Annotated in this window: 18 protein-coding genes and 1 tRNA gene; 10 read left to right on the forward strand and 9 right to left on the reverse strand. The window is 60.2% G+C overall.

The features are described 5' to 3' along the window. Positions 1-133: 133 nt before the first annotated feature. The 3 genes from BZL43_RS04175 to BZL43_RS04185 all read right to left on the reverse strand — a co-directional run bounded on the left by BZL43_RS04175 (position 134) and on the right by BZL43_RS04185 (position 2,445). Positions 134-436 (reverse strand): hypothetical protein, encoded by a 303-nt coding sequence (locus BZL43_RS04175; RefSeq protein ID WP_095631135.1) that lies wholly within the window; start codon positions 434-436, stop codon positions 134-136. A gap of 254 nt (positions 437-690) precedes the next feature. Then, on the reverse strand, positions 691-1,590 hold the full coding sequence (locus tag BZL43_RS04180) for a proline iminopeptidase-family hydrolase (RefSeq protein WP_095631136.1): 900 nt from the start codon (positions 1,588-1,590) through the stop codon (positions 691-693). A 93-nt stretch (positions 1,591-1,683) separates the two neighbouring features. Continuing rightward, a complete protein-coding gene (locus BZL43_RS04185; protein WP_095631137.1) occupies positions 1,684-2,445 on the reverse strand; it encodes a LuxR family transcriptional regulator in 762 nt (253 codons plus the stop codon). A gap of 180 nt (positions 2,446-2,625) precedes the next feature. On the opposite strand from BZL43_RS04185, the gene BZL43_RS04190 reads away from it, so the two are divergent. The 6 genes from BZL43_RS04190 to BZL43_RS04215 are packed head-to-tail and all read left to right on the forward strand — an operon-like array spanning position 2,626 to position 8,814. Then, a complete protein-coding gene (locus BZL43_RS04190) occupies positions 2,626-3,513 on the forward strand; it encodes a proline iminopeptidase-family hydrolase (RefSeq protein ID WP_095631138.1) in 888 nt (295 codons plus the stop codon). Positions 3,514-3,516: 3 nt separating this feature from the next. Beyond that, entirely contained in the window at positions 3,517-4,464 is a 948-nt protein-coding gene (locus BZL43_RS04195) for an ABC transporter permease (protein ID WP_095631139.1), read from the forward strand. After that, positions 4,461-5,315: an ABC transporter permease gene (locus BZL43_RS04200; protein ID WP_095631140.1), complete on the forward strand. Its 855-nt coding sequence runs from the start codon at positions 4,461-4,463 to the stop codon at positions 5,313-5,315. The genes BZL43_RS04195 and BZL43_RS04200 overlap by 4 nt, the downstream gene beginning before the upstream one ends. Next, positions 5,312-6,298: an ABC transporter ATP-binding protein gene (locus tag BZL43_RS04205; protein ID WP_095631141.1), complete on the forward strand. Its 987-nt coding sequence runs from the start codon at positions 5,312-5,314 to the stop codon at positions 6,296-6,298. Before BZL43_RS04200 ends, BZL43_RS04205 begins: the two co-directional genes overlap by 4 nt. After that, on the forward strand, positions 6,295-7,266 hold the full coding sequence (locus BZL43_RS04210; protein ID WP_095631142.1) for an ABC transporter ATP-binding protein: 972 nt from the start codon (positions 6,295-6,297) through the stop codon (positions 7,264-7,266). Before BZL43_RS04205 ends, BZL43_RS04210 begins: the two co-directional genes overlap by 4 nt. A 33-nt stretch (positions 7,267-7,299) precedes the next feature. Beyond that, positions 7,300-8,814 carry an ABC transporter substrate-binding protein gene (locus tag BZL43_RS04215; protein ID WP_095631143.1) on the forward strand — a complete coding sequence of 505 codons (1,515 nt, stop codon included), beginning with the start codon at positions 7,300-7,302 and terminating at the stop codon, positions 8,812-8,814. Between the two features lie 136 nt (positions 8,815-8,950). Here BZL43_RS04215 and BZL43_RS04220 read toward each other — a convergent pair whose 3' ends face one another. The 5 genes from BZL43_RS04220 to BZL43_RS04240 all read right to left on the reverse strand — a co-directional run bounded on the left by BZL43_RS04220 (position 8,951) and on the right by BZL43_RS04240 (position 14,335). Continuing rightward, entirely contained in the window at positions 8,951-10,015 is a 1,065-nt protein-coding gene (locus BZL43_RS04220) for a 2,3-butanediol dehydrogenase (RefSeq protein WP_256582799.1), read from the reverse strand. Positions 10,016-10,104: 89 nt separating this feature from the next. Next, on the reverse strand, positions 10,105-11,217 hold the full coding sequence (locus tag BZL43_RS04225) for an acetoin dehydrogenase dihydrolipoyllysine-residue acetyltransferase subunit (RefSeq protein WP_095631145.1): 1,113 nt from the start codon (positions 11,215-11,217) through the stop codon (positions 10,105-10,107). Further along, positions 11,214-12,233 carry an alpha-ketoacid dehydrogenase subunit beta gene (locus BZL43_RS04230; protein ID WP_095631146.1) on the reverse strand — a complete coding sequence of 340 codons (1,020 nt, stop codon included), beginning with the start codon at positions 12,231-12,233 and terminating at the stop codon, positions 11,214-11,216. Before BZL43_RS04230 ends, BZL43_RS04225 begins: the two co-directional genes overlap by 4 nt. 32 nt (positions 12,234-12,265) lie before the next feature. Further along, a complete protein-coding gene (locus BZL43_RS04235) occupies positions 12,266-13,243 on the reverse strand; it encodes a thiamine pyrophosphate-dependent dehydrogenase E1 component subunit alpha (protein WP_095631147.1) in 978 nt (325 codons plus the stop codon). A gap of 33 nt (positions 13,244-13,276) precedes the next feature. Beyond that, positions 13,277-14,335, reverse strand: a complete 1,059-nt coding sequence (locus BZL43_RS04240) for an ATP-NAD kinase family protein (RefSeq protein ID WP_095631148.1) — start codon at positions 14,333-14,335, stop codon at positions 13,277-13,279. Positions 14,336-14,694: 359 nt separating this feature from the next. Here BZL43_RS04240 and BZL43_RS04245 point away from each other — a divergent pair, with 359 nt between their 5' ends. Together BZL43_RS04245 and BZL43_RS04250 are read left to right on the forward strand one after the other, a co-directional pair. Next, a complete protein-coding gene (locus tag BZL43_RS04245) occupies positions 14,695-16,581 on the forward strand; it encodes a sigma-54-dependent Fis family transcriptional regulator (protein ID WP_095631149.1) in 1,887 nt (628 codons plus the stop codon). Positions 16,582-16,691: 110 nt separating this feature from the next. Then, positions 16,692-18,692 (forward strand): U32 family peptidase, encoded by a 2,001-nt coding sequence (locus tag BZL43_RS04250; RefSeq protein ID WP_095631150.1) that lies wholly within the window; start codon positions 16,692-16,694, stop codon positions 18,690-18,692. A gap of 200 nt (positions 18,693-18,892) precedes the next feature. Here the strand turns inward: BZL43_RS04250 and BZL43_RS04255 are convergent. Further along, a tRNA-Gln gene (locus tag BZL43_RS04255) sits at positions 18,893-18,967 on the reverse strand. Positions 18,968-19,119: 152 nt separating this feature from the next. Between BZL43_RS04255 and BZL43_RS04260 the strand changes: the two genes are divergently transcribed. Together BZL43_RS04260 and BZL43_RS04265 are read left to right on the forward strand one after the other, a co-directional pair. Continuing rightward, positions 19,120-20,232, forward strand: coding sequence for a CapA family protein (locus tag BZL43_RS04260; RefSeq protein ID WP_095631151.1), 1,113 nt, complete (start codon positions 19,120-19,122; stop codon positions 20,230-20,232). A gap of 366 nt (positions 20,233-20,598) precedes the next feature. Further along, on the forward strand, positions 20,599-22,338 hold the full coding sequence (locus BZL43_RS04265; protein ID WP_095631152.1) for a dipeptidase: 1,740 nt from the start codon (positions 20,599-20,601) through the stop codon (positions 22,336-22,338). The last annotated feature ends 32 nt before the right edge of the window (positions 22,339-22,370 follow it).

The raw sequence follows: 22,370 nt of genomic DNA on the forward strand, positions 1-22,370 counted from the left end.
TCCAGAGTTCACGTTCTTAAGGCTATGGCTGCGTTTGCGCTCAGGAGTTCTTTATTTCCGATGCACGTCATCACGACTGCATGGATCCATGTTGGAGCGAGGCTGTGGCAGCTCTCCATCACCTCGGCGCAAATCAACCGACCTTGTCGTTATCCTGTTCTGGCGTTTCGATGCCCGGCTCCGCTTCGCTGGTTTGTGCCCGGGTTTTGGTTGTCGATGGCGTCTGCTCATCAGGCGCGTCGCGGGGGTAACCGGGCATGCCTCGGGCGTCACTCGGGCCTTGGCGATGGTCTTCAGCATTCCTTTCCTTGTCCCAGTCGGTGGTGGCATTCGGGTCTTCATCGCGGCCAGCGGTACCGAGCACGCAACCGTCGTCATTGGGGTTGCTCAAATCCTGGGTGGGCTCATCCTGGGTGGTGGAAGGATCAGGTTTCATCTCAGTCTCCAATACCAGGTAATGGAACTTCTTTGGAGACCTTGTCCATGCCAAGAGTGCAGCGCAGTTGACGAATGGTGCGTGCGGTCGGAGCGATGATTTGGGTGCAAAAGGTTTTTTTGCGGGCGAAAAAAATGGACCTCTTTTCAGAGGTCCATTTGTTCCCTCATGCCACGATGAGATCGCAGCAAGCCGATGATCGTTGAGTGGTTTTGCCGCACAAGCAGGCCCGTGGACCTCACGGGCCGTTCCGCCTACAAGCACTCATCCAGGAACCTCACCACCGTTCCCATGCAGCCGACCCGCTCCTCGACATGGGGCATATGGCTGGAGTTCTCGAACAACGCCCAGCGAGCGTTCGGGATCTTCTCCAGATAGGGTTTGACCACCTTCGGTGTGGCTTCATCGTAGCGACCGGAAATTACCAGCGTCGGCACGTTGATGCTCTGCAAGCGGTCGACGATGGTCCAGTCTTTCAGGCTGCCGATCACATGAAACTCCGTCGGCCCGCTCATGGCATGGTAAACGGTGGGGTCGGCATCGACCTGGGCAAAAGTACGTGCGACTTCGTCGGGCCAGGGCAGTAAACGACACACATGGTTGTCGTAAAAAACCCTTGAGGCTTCTTGATAGGCGGGCGCTTGAAAATCCCCTGCCTGTTCGTGTTCAAGCAATGTTTCATGCACACCGCCCGGCAGCAGTTTGCGTAAGCGGTTGGCTTCCTCGACCCAGACGCGCATGTCCGAAGGAGCATTGGCGAGGATCAAGGCCCGTAGCCCTGCCGGTTGCAATACGGCGTGTTCGCTGGCGAGCATGCCGCCCCAGGATTGCCCCAGCAGCGCGTAATTGTCGCTGATCTGAAGATGATCCAGCAGATTGTCCAGCTCCTCGAGAAACAGCGCCACGTTCCAGAACGAAGCGTCTTTTTCCGGCAGGTGGGTCGAGCGACCATTACCCAGTTGATCGTAATGAATCACCGGATAGCCGCTCCCGGCGATGTCCTTGAACGCATCAACGTAATCATGTGTGCAGCCCGGGCCGCCATGCAAAATCACCAGCGGCGTTTTTTTGCCGTCAAAGTGACCTGTGACGCGGTACCAGGTCTGATAAGGACCAAAAGGTGCAAAGCCTTCGCGTGTTCCAATAGATTCCATTTCTTCGTGCCGCCCCTGAAAAACCGTACGGCACACGATATCTGGATCAGACCTTCAAAATAACTAGAGAAACAGATAGGTTTTTGCCCCGTTTCAGCTATCGAGTAATCGATAGTGGGTGGCCCGAACCACGGCCTGGACTCGATTCTTGGCCCCGAGTTTATGCATGGCGGACGTCAGATGAAGGCTGATGGTGGCCAATGAACGATTCAGTTGATTGGCAATCTCGGCGGCGGTCAGCCCCTGGGCCGCCCATTTAAGGCACTCGCGTTCACGTTTGGTCAGATGAACGGGAGGCGTGTGAGCCTCCTTGCCAAGCAACGGATAGGCCGCCTCCTGTAACGCATGGGAAATCAGGCTGAAGTCGGCCAGGGTCTGCCGGGCATCGTGCAACACACTGGCGCTGCTGCCGGTACGCAACCCCGTCAACGAAGCAAAACCGCCTCTGGGCAGATGAATCGGAACCGAGACACCACACGTCATTTGCGTGTCTTCCAGATAGCTCACCACGGGGGCATGGCACTGATTGATCACCGGCTCCAGCAGGGTGTCAGTCCCGGGTTTGTAGGACCAGACAAAGGGTGAAACACGATCGAGTGCCACCTGCTGGACAGGGTCGATCTGGTAGTAACCCTCCGTACACCAACGCGTATGCCAATCGGATGGCGTGTTGCGCAGTTTGAGTACCGAGGGCGTGATCAACTTGCCTTCATGGTCCAGCGGCACGGGGCTGTAGTCGTACACCAAAGCATCGAAGCCCAGCTCCTGGGCCAACAGCAAGGCGTTGTCCATCTGCTCATCCAGGCTCTTGCCCGATAAAAGACGGGGATTGACGTCAGATAGCTTGCTCTGCATCCATTGCGCTCCGTAATTAATTTCAATCCTGAAATTCAGCACGTAGAATGCCACGCCTCGGCGAGGGACTGCCAGACCAAACCTATAACAAATACTAGCTTTTGGGCACATGACTTACTCAGTAAGGTAGGCCATTTAGTTTGCATCCGAACCGGTCAGCATCATAAAGGGAGAGTTGCGATGTGGCGTGAAATCGAGCCGGACCAGCACTTTAATGTCGAAGTCGATGGCCACAATCTCGTGGTTTACAGCTTCGGCGAGGGCGATGAAGTCCTGTTGTGCCTCAATGGCGGCCCGGGGCTTCCTTGCGATTATCTGCGTGACGCCCATGGCTGGCTCAAGGACAAGGGGTTGCGCGTGGTCGCCTTCGACCAACTCGGCACCGGCGCGTCTGACAGACCTCAAGACCCATCACTGTGGGATATTTCCCGTTATGTCGCTGAGGTGGAAACCGTTCGGCAGGCCCTCGACCTGGGCCGGGTGCACTTGCTGGGGCACTCCTGGGGCGGCTGGTTGGCGATCGAATATGCCATTTACCACCCTCATGCAATTAAAACCCTGATTCTGGAAAATACCGTAGGCGATATCCCGCACCTGTCTCAGGAACTGGAACGTCTGCGGGGTGCACTCGGCAGCGAAACCGTGGCCATGATGCAGCGCCATGAAGCCATGGGCACCCTCGATCACCCTCAATACCAAGCGGCAATCACCCTGCTCAACTATCGCCACGTCTGCCGCCTGGACGAATGGCCGGCGCCGGTCACACGCTCTCTGGGCGACTGGAACATGGGCCCCTACACAACCATGCAGGGGCCCAATGAGTTTCTCTACGTCGGCAACCTGAAAGACTGGAACCGTCTTCAGGAAATGGCCGACTTCACCATGCCGGTATTGATTACCACCGGCCAGCACGACGAACTGACGCCCGCCTGTGCCATGCGCATGAAAATGGCGCTCAAGGACGCGGCACTGCATGTATTCCCCAACAGCAGCCACATGCCCTTCTACGAAGAACCTCATGCCTACTTTCCGGTGTTACTGGATTTCCTCCAGCGGCACCGAGGTTAGTCGATGAATCTGTCGCGTTACCGTTTCATCCTGTCACGCCCCCTGCAGCTGCTGCCGGTGCTGTTCGGCATCAGTCTCATCACGTTTGTGCTGGTGCGATCGATTCCCGGCGACCCGGCGCGCGCCCTGCTCGGCTCGCGCAGTACGCCAGAGGGGCTGCTCAGGGTGCGTGCTCAGTTCGGCCTCGATCAGCCGCTGTGGATGCAGTACTTCTACTTCCTGAAAAACCTGTTCAACGGCGACCTTGGCCAGTCATTGCTGTACAAGGTCGACGCCTTGAAGCTGATCAGCACGCGCATCGAGCCCACGTTGTTTCTGGTGCTGGGCAGCGTGCTGCTGGCCATGTTGATCGCGGTGCCGCTGGCCACCGTTGCGGCCCGGCACAAGGGTGGTTGGGGCGACAACCTGATCCGCCTGTTCACCACCGCCGGCCTCGGCATGCCGGCGTTTTGGCTGGGGATCATGTTGATCCTGCTGTTCAGCGTACAACTGGGCTGGTTCCCGGTTTCCGGCTACGGCCGTTCCTGGCTGGACAAACTGCACCACATGGTCTTGCCCTGCCTGACCATTGCCCTGGCGTTATCGGCGGTTTTGATACGTAACCTGAGGGCAAGCATGCTGATGGAGTTGCAAGCCGACCACGTCACGGCAGCCCGGGCTCGCGGCCTGTCTGAAGACGCGGTGTTTCGTCGCCATGTGCTGCCCAACTCCCTGGTACCCGCCGTCAACCTGCTGGCGGTGAACATCGGCTGGCTGATCAGCGGCACGGTGGTCATCGAAAGTCTGTTCGCCATTCCCGGGATCGGCCAGTTGTTGGTCCGAGGCATCTTCACCCGTGACTACATGGTGGTCCAGGGCGTGGCGATGGTGCTGGCCTGCGCCACTGTGGCGGTCAACTTTCTCGCCGACGTGGTGACAGTCGCCATCGATCCACGGGTGAAAATCCGATGAACAGCCAGGCAACGACGGTTCCTCGACCGAATCTGCGCCTGGGTTTGCGCAATCCTCGACTGGCAATGGGATTGGGCCTGGCAATCCTGCTGGGCTGGCTGGTGCTGGCGATCTTCGCGCCCTGGATCGCACCCTTCGATCCGATCGTCCAGAACACTGATATACGCTTGCTGGCGCCCCATCTAGCCCACCCGTTCGGCACTGACAATTTTGGCCGCGACGTTTTGTCCCGAGTGATCTGGTCGGCCCGCGTCGACTTGCAGCTGGCGGTGATCGGGGTGATTTTCCCGTTTCTGATCGGCACGTGTGTCGGGGCGTTGTCCGGCTACATCGGCGGGCGTTTCGACACGTTCTGCATGCGCCTGATCGATATCATCCTGGCCTTCCCGTTCCTGGTGTTGATGCTGGCCATCATGGCGATCCTCGGTCCCGGCCTGATGAGTTTCTATATCGCCATGGCATTGGTGGGCTGGGTGTCCTATGCACGCTTGATCCGCTCGCAGATCCTGATCCTCAAGGAAAGCGATTTTGCCCTGGCCGCCAAAAGCCTTGGCTTCGGCCATGGACGCATTCTGTTTCGGCACCTGCTGCCAAACGCGATGTTCGGCTCGATCGTGTTTTCCATGTCCGATGCGGTGCTGGTATTGCTCAGCGGCGCGGCGGTCAGTTACCTCGGTCTTGGTGTTCAACCACCGACCGCCGAGTGGGGCACGATGGTCGCCGAAGGTCAGAGTTTCATCACCTCCGCCTGGTGGATCTGCACCTTCCCGGGATTGGCGATCGTCACCCTGGCCATGGGCTTCAGCCTGCTGGCCGATGCGGTTGCCGAACACTTGGGTGAACGTTCGTGAGTGCGCCTGTGCTGAAGGTCGAAGAGCTCAGCGTTATCGCCCGCAAGGGTGAGCACGAGGTGACGCTGGTGGATCGCTTGTCCTTCGATCTGGCCGAGGGTGAAGTGCTTGGACTGGTGGGCGAAAGCGGCTCCGGTAAAACCATGGCCTGTCGCGGTTTAATGAGGCTGCTGCCATCGCCAAACCTGCGTGTCGAAGGCACCGCCGTGCAACTGGCCGGAGAAAATCTGCTGCGCCTGGACGAGGCCGGCATGCGCCGCATGCGTGGGCGTCAATTGGGGATGATTTTCCAGAACCCCAGCAGCCATCTCGACCCGTTGATGCGCATCGGCGAGCAGATTGGCGAAGGTATTCGTCTGCACCAGGGCGCCAGCAAGCGTGAAGCCCGCGCCCAGGCCATCGACGTCCTTCGGCAAGTGGGCATTCCCGATCCGCAGCGGCGGGTTGACAGTTACCCTCACGAATTCTCCGGCGGCATGCGCCAGCGAGCGATGATTGCCGTGGCGCTGGGTTGCAACCCGCACGTGCTGATTGCCGACGAACCGACCACCGCCCTCGACGTCACAGTCCAAGCGCAGATCCTGCGCCTATTGCTCGATCTGCGCGACCAGCGTGGCCTGTCGATCATCATGATCACCCATGATCTGGGGGTCGTCGCGCAGACCTGCGACTCGATTGCGGTGATGTACGCCGGACGCTTGTGCGAGCACGGCAACAAGCACGAGGTACTGGCTCATCCACGCCACCCGTACACCGCGGGGTTGATCGACTGTCAACCGGCCACCAGCCACGGTCACGCATTGCTCAAAACCATCGCCGGGCAACCGCCCTTGCTCGACGCCCTGCCCCAGGGTTGTCGCTTCAATCCGCGCTGCCAGCAAATCGGCAACAAGTGCACAACACTGATGCCGGGTTTGCAGCCGGTCAGCCATGGACACCGCATCGCTTGTCATTACCCCTTGGCCGCCGGAGACCGCTCATGACCCTGCTCAAGGTCAAGGATCTGCATGTGCGCTTCGCCGCGCCGGGCACTGGTTTTCTGGGCATGAACCGGCAATGGCTGACAGCGGTCAACGGCGTTTCGCTGAGCCTCTCGGCGGGTGAAACCCTCGGGCTGGTCGGCGAGTCGGGCAGCGGAAAAAGCAGCCTGGGGCGGGCGATCCTGCACCTCAACGAGATTCACGCCGGGCAGGTGCTGTTCGATGGCATCGACATGGCCCATGCCGGGAAGATCGATATCGAGAGACTGCGTCATGAGACGGCGATGGTTTTTCAAGACCCCTATGCCGCGCTCAATCCACGCTTGAGCATCGGCCAGACCCTGGCAGAAGTGCTTCGGGTACAACGCAAGGTGCCGGAATCGCTGATTGCCGCCCGTGTCGATGAACTGCTGACGTTGGTCGGTCTGCGCCCGGAATTAGCCGCCCGCAAACCGCACGCCTTGAGCGGCGGCCAATGCCAGCGTGTCGGAATCGCCCGTGCGCTGGCCGTGGAGCCACGCCTGATCGTCGCCGATGAATGCGTCGCCGCGCTGGACGTGTCCATCCAGGGGCAGATCATCAACCTGCTGCTGGAGCTGCGTCAGCGCATGAACCTGGCGATTGTGTTCATCGCCCATGATCTGGCGATCGTTCGCCGGCTCTGTGATCGGGTGGCGGTGATGTACCTGGGCAAGATCGTCGAGGAAGGCCCCGTGGAGGACGTATTTCGCTCCCCGCGACATCCCTATACCGCCGCGCTGATCCAGTCGATTCCAGAAATCGATCCAGCCCGGATGCTACCCGCCGACCCATTGCCCGGTGAACCGCCCAGCCCTTTGCAGTTGCCATCCGGCTGCGCCTTCCACCCGCGCTGTCGCTACGTTCGTGCCACTTGTCGCCAGGTGGCGCCCCCTACCCGTCAACTCGATGCTCGCCGTTACGACTGCGTGCTCGAGGAGCCTTTGTTTTAAAAAACCACGTACTCATCAAGAAGGAGTTTGACCATGAGATCCAGGCATTTGAAATTGCTTGCAGCCGCCACATTGACCGCTTGCACCCTTGCCAGCGGCATTGCCCAGGCAGCGGGTGTACTCACCATCGGTTGCCGTGAAGAAAGCACCACGTTCGACCCGATCAAAAGCGCGCAAAACCGCGATACCTGGGTGTTTTCCAATGTCTACGACACGCTGATACGGGTCAACAAGGCCGGCAGCAAGATGGAACCTGGCCTGGCTGAAAGCTGGAAAGTCTCCGACGATGGCCTGACCTACACCTTCAAAATGCGCAAGGCGAAATTCTCCGACGGCTCGCCGATCACCGCCGATGATGCGGCATTCAGTCTGTTGCGGACTCGCGATAACAAGGCCTCGCTGTGGAGCGATGCCTACAAACTGATCGACACCGCGAAAGCGGCCGATCCGCAAACCCTGGTCGTCACCCTGACCGCCCCGTCGGTGCCGTTCCTTTCGCAACTGGCCTCGCCGACTGTGTCGGTGCTCTCGCAGAAGGCCATGACCCGCATGGGCGAAGACGCTTATGCCCAGGAGCCTGTGGTGTCAGGGGCATTCTTTGTCAAGGAATGGCTGCGCGGCGATCGCGTGAAGCTGGAGAAGAACCCGCATTTCTGGCAGGCCGACAAGGTCAGCCTGGATGGCGTGGAGTGGATTTCCATTCCGGACGACAATACCCGGATGCTCAAAGTACAGGCAGGTGAGCTGGATACAGCGATTTTCGTACCGTTTTCGCGCGTCGATGCGCTGCGCAAGGATCCCAACCTGACCATCCACTCCGACCCTTCCACTCGGGAAGATCACCTGCTGATCAACCATGAGCACGGGCTGCTGGCCAAGCCTGAAGTACGTCAGGCGCTGGACATGGCCATCAACAAAAAATCGGTGGTCGACACCGTCACTTTCGGCCATGGCCAGGAGGCTTACTCCTACATTCCCAAAGGCTCGCTTTACCACTACGCGGACAACTTGCAGCGTCCATTCGACCCGGTCAAAGCCAGGCAAATGCTGAAAGATGCCGGCGCAGCGGGCATGAAGCTGAATTACGTGGTTAACGCAGGCAACGAAGCCGATGAACAGATTGCCGTGCTGGTTCAGCAGCAACTGGCGGCCGTCGGTGTGACCGCCACCCTGCAAAAGGTCGACCCCACCCAGAGCTGGCAGATGCTGGTCGACGGTGACTACGACCTGTCCGTGATGTACTGGACCAACGACATTCTCGACCCGGACCAGAAGACCACCTTCGTTCTGGGCCACGACACCAACATGAACTACATGACCCGCTACAAGAACGACAAGGTCAAGGATCTGGTATCAGCAGCCCGCATTGAAGCGGCCCCGGCCAAGCGTGAACAAATGTATGTCGACCTGCAGAAGATCGCCAAAAATGACGTCAACTGGATCGACCTTTACTACAGCCCTTACATCAACATTTCGCGCAAGAACATCGAAAACTTCCAGCAGAATCCACTGGGGCGTTTCTCTCTTGAGGAAACAGTGAAGAACTAAGCAATCGTTACGCTGAAGCATGGAAAAACAAAGGACCTCTTTTCAGAGGTCCTTTTTTTATGCCTGTAGCGGATGCTGAAAACCCGCATCCAGCACCCGCTGTCCAGATCCAGAAATTTCTATACAGGCTGGGCCATCAGACTCGAGCGGGAGACACGATGATTTTCACGTTGTGCTCCTTGTTGTTGACCAATTCCTCAAAGCCCTGCCTCACGATCTGTTCCAGCTGAATGCGCCCGGTTACCAGGGGTGTGATGTCCAGCCGGCCGTCGGCAATAAAGGCGATCACATCGGCGAACTCGCCGTTGTAGGCGAGCGCACCCAGCACCTGTTTTTCGGTGGAGACCAACTCAAAGAAATTGAACTCGCTGGGTTCCTCGAAGATGCCCACCAGCACACACATACCGGCCTTGCGGATGAGGTCAATAGCGAGCTTGGCCGTGTGTTTGTTGCCGATGCATTCGAAGCTGACATCCGCGCCAAGTCCGCCGGTCAGGCGCCGCACCTCTGCCAGAGCGTCGCATTCATTGGGGTCCAGCACATGGCTCGCCCCAACCTCCAGAGCCTTGGCCTTGCGCGCTCCTGACATTTCCAGGGCGATGACCTGGGCCGCACCAGCAGCCTTGGCACACATGATGGTGCACAGGCCGATGGTTCCCGCGCCAACCACCACTACATTTTTCCCCAGTACACTCCCGGCCTTTTTCACCGCGTGCATGCCCACGGCCAGCGGTTCGATCAGCGCCCCGGCCTCGGCGGGAAAGTTGGCCGGCAACTTGTACAGCAGATTGGCCGGCACGTTGACCAACTCGGCGAACGCACCATTGTTCATCAGTCCGGTGAAGGCCAGGTTCTCGCAGATGTTGTACAAGCCGTGGGTGCAGTAATAACAGGTGCCACAGTGCTGACAGGCGTCGGCTGCCACTGGCTCACCCACACTGAACCCCTCGACACCGGCTCCCAGTTCGACGATTTCACCACAGAACTCATGACCGAGAATGCACTGCCCCTTGATTCCGGTCAGCGGGTGCGGCGCCTCCACCGGAATGAACACCGGCCCGGCCACGTATTCATGCAGGTCGGAGCCGCAAATACCGCACCATTGCACGCGAATCTGGACCCAGCCCGCAGGTGGCGACACGGGCAACGGAACGTCTTCGACACGGATATCGTGACGGCCATGCCACACAGCGGCGCGCATGCGGCGGGTCGGATCAATTGAAAGGCTCATGTTGCTATCTCCTTGAAGTCGTTGGCCTTGGCGACCGGCAAGCGGTCGCCATGGGAGCATCAGTGTTGTTGCACAAAGTCCAGAATCAGCCGGTTGACCTGCTCGGCCGCTTCCATCTGCACCATGTGCGCCTGGCCCGGCAGGATCTCGACCCGAGCTGTCAGGCCAGCACTGTGGGCGGCAGGAATGATCGCGTCGTCACCGCCCCAGATCAGCAACACCGGCTGCCGGCTTTCTTGCACCACGTCGCGCAGATCGAACTGTTGCCGTCCTTCCTTGAACAATCCCGAAACCAGCTGGCGCAGGGCTGTGTCCACCCCTTCGAGGCGCTTGTACTTGAGCATGTCTTCGAGCATCTGCCGATTGACCAGTTCGGGGTCGGAGAACAGTTGCACCAGCGGTGGCTTGAGGGCATTGCGGCTGGCCGCCTCGACAAAACCTTGCAGGTAATCGCCGTTGATGTCCGCGCCCAGACCGGCGCTGCCGATCAAAGTCAGGGAACGAACCCGTTGCGGCGCCAGACGCGCTGTGTTCAGTGATACCGCGCCGCCCATGGAGTGACCCACCAAATGCGCTGAGGGGATGTCCAGGTGATCGAGCAATGCCAGCACCACGCCGCTCAGTTCATCCAGGTTTCCGTGCTCCAGCTGTTTGGTCGATTCGCCATGGCCCGGCAGATCCAGAGCAATCACCCGGCGCTCGGCAGCCAGTGCTTCATGATTGAACATCCAATTGTTCAGATCGCCGCCAAACCCGTGCACCAGCAGCAACGGCACCCCGCCCTCACCGCGCTCGAAGTAACGGATCAGCCGCCCGTCCAGTTCGACTTTCTGCGGTTTCGGCCCAGTGTCTTCCTCGGCGCCGTCACCCGGCACGAACGTGGCCTGAAACTGCTCGATCACTGCATCGATTTCGGCCTCGCTGGCTTCGCCGTCGACCACGATGCCGAGCAACGCACCGACCGCAAGGGTTTCATCCTGGCGCGCGATCTGCCGACGCAGCACACCGGAAAACGGCGCCTCGACGCTGCTGGAAATTTTGTCGGTTTCCACATCGAGCACTTCCTCACCCTTGGCGATCGCCTGGCCCTCCTCCTTGAGCCAGACATCGACCCGGCCTTCTGTCATGGACAAGCCCCACTTGGGCATTGTCAGGGTATGAATCTGGCTCATGAACGCTTGCTCCACTCGATCAACTTGAGCACGGCGTTCTCGATCTTCGCCGCATCAGGGATATAAAGGTCTTCCAGGGCGTCGGTGAAGGGCACCGGGGTGTGCGGCGCAGTCACCATCTCGATCGGCGCCTTGAGCGAGGCGAAGGCTTTTTGCGCCACCAGGGCCGAGATGTCAGTGGCCATGGAACAGCGCGGGTTGGCTTCGTCAATCACCATCAGGCGCCCGGTCTTTTCCACGCTTTCGAGAATGCTATCTTCGTCCAGCGGACTGGTGGTGCGCAGGTCGATGACCTCGCAGTCAATGCCTCGCGCTGCCAGGTTGCGGGCTGCATCCATCGCCGTATTGACCGTGCGCCCATAGGAGACCAGCGTCACGTCTTTACCATCGCGCAGGAAATTGGCTTCACCGAACGGGATGGTATAGAGCTCTTCCGGTACCTCGCCCTGCATGCTGTAGAGCAGTTTGTGTTCGCAGAAGATCACCGGGTCGTTGTCGCGAATAGCCTGGATCAACAGGCCCTTGGCGTCATAAGGAGACGACGGGCAGACGACTTTCAGCCCGGGGATGTGGGTCCACAGCGATGTGAGCATTTGCGAGTGTTGAGCCGCTGCCCGCAGGCCCGCGCCGACCATGGTGCGAATCACCAACGGGGTGGAGGCCTTGCCACCGAACATGTAGCGAAACTTGGCCGCCTGATTGAGGATCTGGTCCAGGCAGCAACCGGCAAAGTCGACAAACATCAATTCACACACCGGGCGTACACCACAGGTCGCTGCGCCTACCGCGGCCCCGACATAACCCAACTCCGACAGCGGCGTGTCCAGCACACGTCCGGGGAACTGGTGATAGAGGCCCTTGGTCACGCCTAGCACCCCGCCCCAGGCGTCGTTTTCACCGGGAGCACCGGCGCCGCCAGCGACGTCCTCCCCCATGATGAACACGCTGGAGTCGCGACGCATTTCCTGGGCCAGGGCTTCGTTGATTGCCTGCTGATAACTGATTTTTCTCGCCATGATGAAGGTCTCGATTCTTGTTATGGGGGCGTTCAGGGATAGGAAACGTAGACGTCGGTCAGCAGGTCGGCCGCGCTCGGCTTGGGGTCGGACTTGGCCTTGCGCACGGCATTTTCGATCAGCAGGTCCACTTCGCTATCGATCTGGTCCAACTGGCTGGCATTAATCAGACCGGTCCGGGTGGTGCGTTCGCGAAACTGCATCAGGCAGTCGTTGTGCTCGCGGAAATACTTGACCTCGTCCGGTGCCCGGTAGGTCTGGGCGTCGCCCTCGAAATGGCCGTAATAGCGGGTCAGCTTGACCTCGATCAGCGACGGTCCTTCACCGGCGCGAGCCCGCTCCACGGCGGCACCGGCGGCTTCATGAACAGCGAAAAAATCGAAGCCGTCGACGGTGACCCCGGGCATGCCGAAGCCGGCTGCGCGGTCGGCGATGTGATCGCACGCCACAGACCAGTTGGAGGCCGTGGCCTCGGCATAGCCATTGTTCTCGGCAACGAACAGGCACGGCAGGTTCCACACCGAAGCCATGTTCATCGCTTCGAATACCGCCCCTTCATTGGAGCCGCCGTCACCGAAGAACACCACCGCAACGCTGTCGGTACCTTTGAGTCTGGCGGCCAGAGCCGCGCCCACAACCAGCGGTGCGCCGGCGCCGACGATGCCGTTGGCGCCGAGCATGCCCTTCTCGAAATCGGCAATGTGCATGGAGCCGCCCTTGCCCTGGCAGACCCCGGTTTTCTTGCCGTAGATTTCGGCCATCATCCCGTACACATCAACGCCCTTGGCGATGCAATGACCATGGCCACGGTGGTTGGAGGCGATGCAATCATCATCCCCCAGGTGCGCCATGACACCGGCGGCCGAGGCTTCTTCACCGGCATAAAGATGAACGAAACCGGGAATCTCGCCAGTGGCGAACTCCACGTGCAAGCGCTCTTCAAAGACGCGGATGGTGCGCATCACCCGATAGGCATGCAGCAATTGATCAGCGGTCAGCTGTGTCGACATTTTTATTCTCCAGGGTGTCTTGAGGCTCAGGTTTCAAGGTGCAAGGTTCAAAGGGTGTTGCGGATGTTCACGACCGATGGCCAGCAGCCGCTCTCGCGCTGCATAGGCCAGCGCCGCATTGACATCGATGCTCAGCGGACCGCCGGCATCGAGGGTAACGGTGGGTAAATCAGGGGCGTTGAATTCGATTTCCCGCTCGCCATCCAGGGCCAGGGTGCCGCTGGTCAGGCTCAGACCATGGGCAACGCCCGGTTCAAGGCTGGCGGCGGCGAGCACGCCGCAGCCTTGCAGCAGGCCGGGCGCCAGTGGCACCAGCAACGCTTCGCAAGAGTGCGGATCAAGGCGCATCCAGGCGCCATTGGGGGCTTGGCGCGATACCGGAAACCACAAGCCACAGAGCGCCGAAAGGCCAATGGACTGAGGTTCGGCGAAGGTGACAAACACCTCCGCCAGATCGATCCCACGGCTGATGGCGCGGGCACCGATAAACGGCAGCGAGGACACCGCCACGTCCACCAAGGCCACTTCGCACAGGTCGCGGTTCGCAATCCGCACCAGCAGACGTTTATTGCGGCGCAAAGCGATTTCGGGTGGAATCCGCCCGCTGGCGAATAACCCGCCGGCCAGCCCGGCACTGGTGGCCTCACGCAGTTCCGGAAAGGCATTGTTGGTCCCCGTCGACAGTGTCAGCAGTGGAATGTCGCCGACTTCTGCAGCCACCGCTTTGTGGGTGCCGTCACCGCCAAGTACGGCGATCAGCGATACGCCGCGTTCAGCCATCCAGCGCGCAGCCTGGCGGGTGTCCGCCACGCTCTGGCGCAAGGTAAGGTCGAGGAACTCCAGGGCAGGCCAGTGGCTGTCACGCGCCTGGCGGCCATGACTGTTCTTCAACACCGCGGCGGCGATGCCGGTCATGTCGGTGGGCATCAGCACCCGCTCGACACCGGTGGCACCAAAAGCTGCCAGCAACCGCTGGATCACCGAGACCTTGTCGGTGCTGGAAAACAACCCGGCATTCGCCGTCAGGCGCCGTACATCCCGGCCGGACGCGGGGTTGGCAATGATGCCGACGGTCAATGGCAAGCGACTCATGCCAGCACCACGGGTAGAACAGGGAAAAAGCCTCGGCAGGAGGACATAGGGCACCTCTTTTTATTATCGGGTTGGCAGCGCACTGGTTGCTGGGGCTACGTTTCAGGGGCTAGAGCAAAGCCGGTGCCAGATTTGCAAAAAAGCGCCAGGAGGCCTGTTCCAGAGCGGCTCCGACCTGAGTCCATGAAGGTTGGGATCACGCTCGATTGAGACGTCCCATGTCAGCCGGCACCGGGTCGTGGTGAGACCTTGAGACGTTGCGTCTCACTGACGCCGGGCGTGAACCGATGCTTGTCGAGCGTCCGTGAACGGCGCTTAATGGCCGCACAACTAAAAGAACATCGAACCGGAGACCTTAAATGCTTTCCGCCCACTCGAAGGCGCACGTGGATTGCGTCAGCCGTGTTTTGAAGAACGCAGCGCACCTGCCGCAGCTGCCCGTGCCGGACTTGATTCTGGACTCCTGGCGCCGCTCCATGGAGCAGCACCACCTGGACCCCGGCTCATTACAAGGGCCACGGATCCTTTCGCAAAACGTGCTGCAAGAGTGTCAAGAACGCTCAGAGCTGTTCCTGCGTATCGCCAGCGAAGAAGTCGCCCGCCTCCATGGTCGGGTGCGCGATGCCGACTACTGCGTGTTGCTGACCGATGCCCAGGGCCAGACCATCGACTACCGCGTGGAAAGCGCGATCCGCAATGACTGCCGCAAAGCCGGCCTGTACCTGGGCACCTGCTGGTCAGAAGGTGAAGAAGGCACCTGTGGCGTGGCCGCGGTGCTGACCGCACGGACGCCGGTCACGGTGCATAAGCGAGATCACTTCCGCGCCGCTTTTATCGGGCTCACCTGCTCTGCAGCGCCCGTCTTCGACCCTCGAGGCGAACTGCTCGGCGTGCTCGATGTGTCCGCGGTGCGCTCTGCGGATGACCGCCGCTCGCAACACCTGATCCGGCAAATGGTGGTGCAGAGCGCGCGGGAAATAGAACAGGCGTTTTTCATGAGCAGTGCCCAGGGCTACTGGGTGCTGCGAGCCCACAACAGCCCGGGCTACGTCGACAGCCAACCCGATTACCTGCTCGCCTGGGACGATGACGGACGACTGCAAGCGCTGAACCCCGCGGCGCGGCAGTGGCTGTCGCAAAGCTTGGGTCGAGTGCCGGAACACATCGACCACGTGTTCGATCAACAGCTATTGCATCGGGCCAGGGACGAATCGCTTTGCCTGTTTCACTGCCAGGGAGCCCGCCACACCTTGCATGGCCGACTCAACGCGCCACGGCGGATCAAACGCACCCCGGCGCGTCGGGTACTGTCCCCCGCCGAACTCGACCCGCGACTGGAAGAAAGCCTGCGCCTTGCGGTACGGGTCAAGGACCGCAATCTACCGGTGCTGATCCAGGGAGAAACCGGTTCTGGCAAGGAAGTCTTCGCCCGCCAACTGCATCAGGCCAGCTTGCGCCGTGATCGACCATTTATCGCGCTGAACTGCGCAGCGATTCCCGAAAACCTCATCGAAAGTGAGCTGTTTGGTTATGTGGCTGGCGCCTTCACCGGTGCTTCGAGCAAAGGCATGCAAGGTCTGCTGGAACAGGCCCACGGCGGCACGCTGTTTCTCGATGAAATCGGTGATATGCCCCTGGCCCTGCAAACCCGCCTGTTGCGGGTTTTAGCCGAGGGCGAAGTGGCGCCTCTGGGAGCGTCGCGAAGCAAAGCGATCGACATTCAGGTCGTCTGCGCGAGCCACCGCGATCTGCAAGCATTGGTGACCTCTGGGGAGTTTCGCGAGGACCTGTATTTTCGCCTCAGAGGTGCGCGGTTCCAGTTACCGCCGTTGCGCGAGCGCAGCGATCGGCTGGCCTTGATCAACCGGATCCTCGAGGAAGAGTCGTCGGCCTGTGGAATAGCGGTACAACTGGGAAGCGCCGCGCTGGAATGCCTGCTCGGCTATCGCTGGCCGGGAAATGTGCGCGAATTGCGGCACGTACTGCGTTACGCCTGTGCGGTGTGCGAGACCCATTTGATTCAGTTGAGTGACTTGCCGGAACAACTGCTCGGCCACCGACTCAATGATCCCGCTTCAGCTGACACCGTGGAACGCTGCGCCAGTCCGGAACGCCAGGCACTGATCGATGCCCTCGTGCGTCATCGCTGGAAACCCACCGCCGCGGCCAAGGCTTTGGGCATCTCACGGGCAACGCTGTATCGACGGGTGCATCAACATGACATCGACATGCCTGGCAGAGGCTGACCACAGTTTCATCCGGTTGCCGCTCGTCAGCGGAGGGGCCTGTGGGTGCTGATCAAGCATTTCGCCGCTACAATGCGCACCTCGACCGTGACAAGCCCGACTAAAAAAATATGTCCCTGCCCAAACATCATCTGGAATTGCTTAGCCCCGCCCGCGATGTAGCCATCGCCCGGGAGGCCATCCTGCATGGCGCCGACGCCGTGTACATCGGGGGCCCGAGCTTCGGGGCCCGCCACAACGCCTGTAACGAGGTGAGCGATATCGCCCAATTGGTGGAATTCGCCCGTCGCTACCACGCCCGGGTGTTCACCACCATCAACACGATCCTGCACGACAACGAACTGGAGCCGGCGCGCAAGCTGATCCACCAGTTGTACGACGCCGGCGTCGACGCGCTGATCGTCCAGGACCTGGGCGTGATGGAGCTGGACATCCCGCCGATCGAGCTGCACGCCAGCACCCAGACCGACATCCGCACCCTGGCGCGGGCGAAATTCCTCGACCAGGCCGGCTTCTCCCAATTGGTACTGGCCCGCGAGCTGAACCTGCAGGAGATCCGTGCCATCGCCGACGAAACCGATGCGGCGATTGAATTCTTCATCCACGGCGCGTTGTGCGTGGCGTTCTCCGGCCAGTGCAACATCTCCCATGCGCAGACCGGCCGCAGCGCCAACCGTGGCGACTGCTCCCAGGCTTGCCGCCTGCCCTACACCCTCAAGGACGAAAAAGGCGGTGTGATCGCTTACGAAAAACACTTGCTGTCGATGAAGGACAACAACCAGAGCGCCAACATCCGCGCGCTGGTGGAAGCCGGCGTGCGCTCGTTCAAGATCGAGGGTCGCTACAAAGACATGGGCTATGTGAAGAACATCACCGCCTGGTATCGCCAGCGCCTGGACGATGTCCTCGAAGACCGCCCGGACCTGGCTCGCGCGTCCAGCGGCCGCACTGCACACTTCTTTGTGCCCGATCCGGACAAAACCTTCCACCGTGGCAGCACCGACTACTTCGTCAGCGACCGCAAGATCGACATTGGCGCCTTCGACACACCGACCTTCACCGGCCTGCCGGTAGGCGTGGTGGAGAAAGTCGGCAAGCGCGATCTGCTGGTGGTTACCCACGAACCGCTGTCCAACGGCGACGGCCTCAATGTGCTGGTCAAGCGTGAAGTCGTGGGCTGGCGTACCAACATCGCCGAGCCGAAGGGCGAGTTCGAAGAGGACGGGGAAAAGCGCTACCGCTACCGTGTGGAGCCCAATGAGATGCCAAACGGGTTGCACCAGTTGCGACCGAATCACCCGTTGAGCCGCAACCTGGACCACAACTGGCAGCAGGCCCTGCTCAAGACTTCCGCCGAGCGCCGGGTCGGTGTTGCCTGGGTCGCTCGCCTGCGTGCGGAGCGCCTGGAGCTGACCGCCACCAGCGAGGAAGGTGTCAGTGTGAGTGTCACCCTGAACGGTCCGTTCGGTCTGGCCAACAAGCCCGAGCAGGCGCTGGAGCAACTGCACGACCTGCTCGGCCAACTGGGTACTACTCAGTATCACGCCACGGCGATCGAACTGGATGCACCGCAGGCGTATTTCATTCCCAACTCGCAGCTCAAGGCCTTGCGCCGCGAAGTCATCGAAGCGCTGACCACAGCCCGCATCAAAGCCCACCCTCGTGGTGGTCGCAAGGCCGAGACCGAGCCGCCACCGGTGTACCCGGAGTCGCACCTGTCGTTCCTGGCCAACGTCTATAACCAGAAAGCCCGCGACTTCTATCATCGTCACGGCGTCAAGCTGATCGACGCGGCCTATGAGGCTCACGAGGAGACCGGCGAAGTGCCGGTGATGATCACCAAGCACTGCCTGCGTTTCTCCTTCAACCTCTGCCCCAAACAGGCCAAGGGCGTCACCGGCGTGCGTACTAAAGTCGCGCCGATGCAACTGGTGCATGGTGATGAGGTGCTGACGCTGAAGTTCGACTGCAAGCCTTGCGAGATGCACGTGATCGGCAAGATGAAGGGACACATCCTTGACTTGCCGCAACCGGGCAGCGTGGTGCAGCCGGTTGTCGGCCACATCAGCCCCGAAGAGCTGCTCAAGACCATCCCTCGCGCGCCCCACTGAGTGACTGGCGAGCGCGCCGCTACGGCGCCGCGCTTGCTGCACTCGCAAGACGGCTGAACGTCAAAGACGTCACCCAGAGGGATTTACAGGCATAAAAAAACGCCAGGCCGGATCGGCGTTGGCGTTTTCTGTATGACGACTCTCCAGGACTCCCCGCACTGCCTGCCGGCGGGGCCATACTTGGATGAGTATCAGGAAAATGGCAGGGGCGGCTGGATTCGAACCAACGCATGGCAGGATCAAAACCTGCTGCCTTACCGCTTGGCGACGCCCCTGTATCTGTAGCGAATGCCCTTGCCCTATAAACCCTGTAAGGGTTGCTGCAAGAACGGGCGGCAATTTATCAACTTTCTCTTCGCCTGGGAAGGCCAACACAAAAATATATTTGTTTTAAAACAGATGCTTACTCTTGATGCTGGAGGGTGCCATGGCAACTGATACTGACTCCCTGAAGCTGTTTCTCGCCGGCGACGTCATGACCGCCCGTGGCATTGACGCCATACTGCCGCATCCTGGCGATCCGCAGCTTTATGAAGACTACGTCAAGAATGCCGGCGTTTACGTCCGGCTGGCAGAAAGACTCAATGGCCCGATTCCCCTCCCCGTCGATTTCACCTATGTCTGGGGCGCCGCATTGGATGAGTTTGAACGTCGCCAGCCACACGCACGCATCATCAATCTGGAAACAGCAGTGTCCCGCCGTGGACGACCGGCGCCAAAAGGCATCCATTACCGCATGAGCCCGGAGAACTTCCCGGTCATCAGCGCAGCCGGCATCGACTGTTGCGTGCTGGCCAACAATCATGTGCTGGACTGGGGAGCCGCCGGCCTGGTCGATACGCTGGATTCCTTGTCGAGCAACGGCATGCGTAGCGCCGGCGCCGGGCACAACCGGCAATCTGCCGAGGCACCCGCTGTGTTGCCACAGCCTGGCGGGCGACGCTTGCTGGTGTATGGCCTCGGCGCACCTGACAGCGGCATAGCGTCGGACTGGGCCGCCACGGACAAAGGCGCAGGCGTTGCGTGCCTGGAGGATCTGTCGAAGCACAGCCTGCGCCCTGTGGTCGAACGAATACTCCGGGACAAAAAACCACGGGACCTGGTGGTCGTCTCCATTCATTGGGGCGGCAACTGGGGATTCGATATCCCACGCGAACAGGTCCGGTTCGCCCATGCCTTGATCGATGAGGCCGGAGTTGACCTGGTGCATGGACATTCCTCGCACCACATCAAGGGCATCGAGGTGTACCGCGAACGCCTGATTCTCTATGGCTGCGGTGATCTGCTGAACGACTACGAAGGCATCGAGGGCCACACAGCCTTTCGCGGCGACCTGGGGCTTCTGTACTTTGCCTCGCTGGCCCCGAACGGGCACCTGCAGTCGCTGGACCTGGTCCCCACTCATTTGCGTGGTTTTCGCATCTGTCGCGCCGAAAGGGATGACCGTCAATGGCTGCACGACACCCTTGCTCGCGAGTGCGCACGCTTGGGCAGCAGCATCCTGCCGGGGGCGAATAATGCCTTCGAGTTGCGCTGGTAAGAGCGCCACGACGCAATCCATGTAGCAGCTGCCGAGCCTGCGAGGCTGCGTTCGGCTGCGTAGCAGTCGTGAGTCCGACAGATGCAGTCTGCCTGACACACCACAACTTCTGATTTTACTCTGTGGCGAGGGGACTTGCCCCCGTTGGGTCGCGAAGCGGCCCCAAAAGCTTTACGACTGCTTCGCAGCCGAACGGGGGCAAGCCCCCTCGCCACAGAAGCAAGCCTGCGTCGCTTTTGCATTTTTGTGCGAAAAATCCTACTTCAGGGACTCCCGTACCACTCCTTGGTGGTGTTAGTTTGGCAACGTTTCTGACTCATCGAGCAGATATTTCTTACAACCTGCCTGCAAAGGAATGCCCCAACAATGGATTTCTCACTCAAGCACCTGGCCGCGACCACCCTGATGGTGGCCAGCCTTTCGTCGTTCACCACCTCAGCCCATGCCAACATCACCCCGCAACAGAGCGCGACCATCCTCAAGACCTTCAGTGACACGTCGGTAACCGATTTCAGGCAATTCCTGGGACGCCTGGCCAAGAGCGACCTTGCCCACGCCAGCGATCTCGGCCCGGCAATCAGTGCCTTCCAGGGCAACAAGCCGCTTACTGCGGAACAACAGAACGAGATCCATCGCCTGCTCGGCCTCTATGCACGGGTGAAATACGGCAACGCTGCCACCGAGACTCTGCGCGAACTGGTGGCAATCCCGACCTTCCGCGTGGACGGCGTTGCCCAGCATGACAATCCCGAATTCATCAAGATCGCCAACAAGCTCAAGGGCCTTGCCCAAGCGTTCAACCTGAACTTTCGCAACATCGACAACCGCGTCTATGAAATCTCCCTCGCGGGCAATGGCGACGAAGTCGTAGGTATTCACGCGCATGCCGATGTGGTGCCCGTGACGCCAGAAAACTGGGTCTTGAAAGACGGCACCCGACTCGATCCGTTCAAGGTCACCCTGGTCGGCGACCGCCTGTATGGCCGGGGCACTGAGGATGACAAGAACGGTATCGTGGTGGCGCTTTACGCCATGAAGATCATCAAGGAAGAGAAGCTGCCGCTGGCGAGGAATTTCAAGCTTCTGATCGACACCACTGAAGAAACCACCGGCGACGCCATCCCTTATTACTTCGAAAAGAATCCGACACCCAACTACAACCTGGCGCTGGATGGCGGCTATCCGGTGGTGATTGCCGAGAAAGGCTATGGCACCGTCATGGCCAGTTTTCCTCGTCGCGCCGCACAGGGCAAAGACGCCGAAATCACAGCAATGACGGGCGGCCTGGCAACCAACCAGATTCCATCGACGTCGGTCGCCACCCTGGTAACTGCCAAGCCCGCCGAATTGGCTGCCAGCCTGCAGAAGGCAGGTAGCGATTATGCCAAGCGCAATGGCGGTAACTTCGAGGTGAGCGCCAAGGTCGTCGGCAAGGACGTCAAGCTTGTGGTCACCGGCGTTTCCGCCCATTCCTCCGAGCCCGAATCAGGCGTCAACCCGGTGGCAAGGATGCTGGACTTCATCAACAGCCTCGACGGGAAGGTCGCGCTCAAGCACAACCACATCACCGATGCCGCCCGCTACGCCGCCGACAACTGGGGGCTGGACTACCTGGGTGGCAAATTGGGGGTCGGCTTTTCCGATGACTTCATGGGGCCGCTGACCGCCTCCCTGACCTACATCGGGATGGATGAAAAAGCCTTCAAGCTCGCGGTCAACCTGCGGGTGCCCAAAGGCAAATCCCCGGAAGTGCTCAAGACCGAAATCGCCGACAAGCTTGGCACCTGGAGCAAGAAGACCCAGATTGCGGCGGCCTTTGACTACTCGATCGCCGAGCCGATGCACCGCAACCCTGAGGGCGAATGGGTCAAGGCCCTGCTGGCCGTGGCCAGCGAAAACCTCGGCATGGAACACAAGTTCGGCACCTCTGCCGGCGCCACTTCGGTCCATGAGCTGCCCAATGGCGTGCAATTCGGCCTGGCCAGGCCTGAAGTCAAGTACACCGGCCACAACGACAACGAGTTCAAGACCGTCGACCAGTTCCTGCTGGATCTGCAGATCGTGACCGAAATGTTCGGGCGCATCGGGCAGATGCCGACACTCTGACTCTTCCCCTTTCGGACCCGCCATTGTGGCGG

Source organism: Pseudomonas sp. PICF141 (assembly GCF_002286815.1).
In the GTDB taxonomy this organism is placed as follows: Bacteria; Pseudomonadota; Gammaproteobacteria; order Pseudomonadales; family Pseudomonadaceae; genus Aquipseudomonas.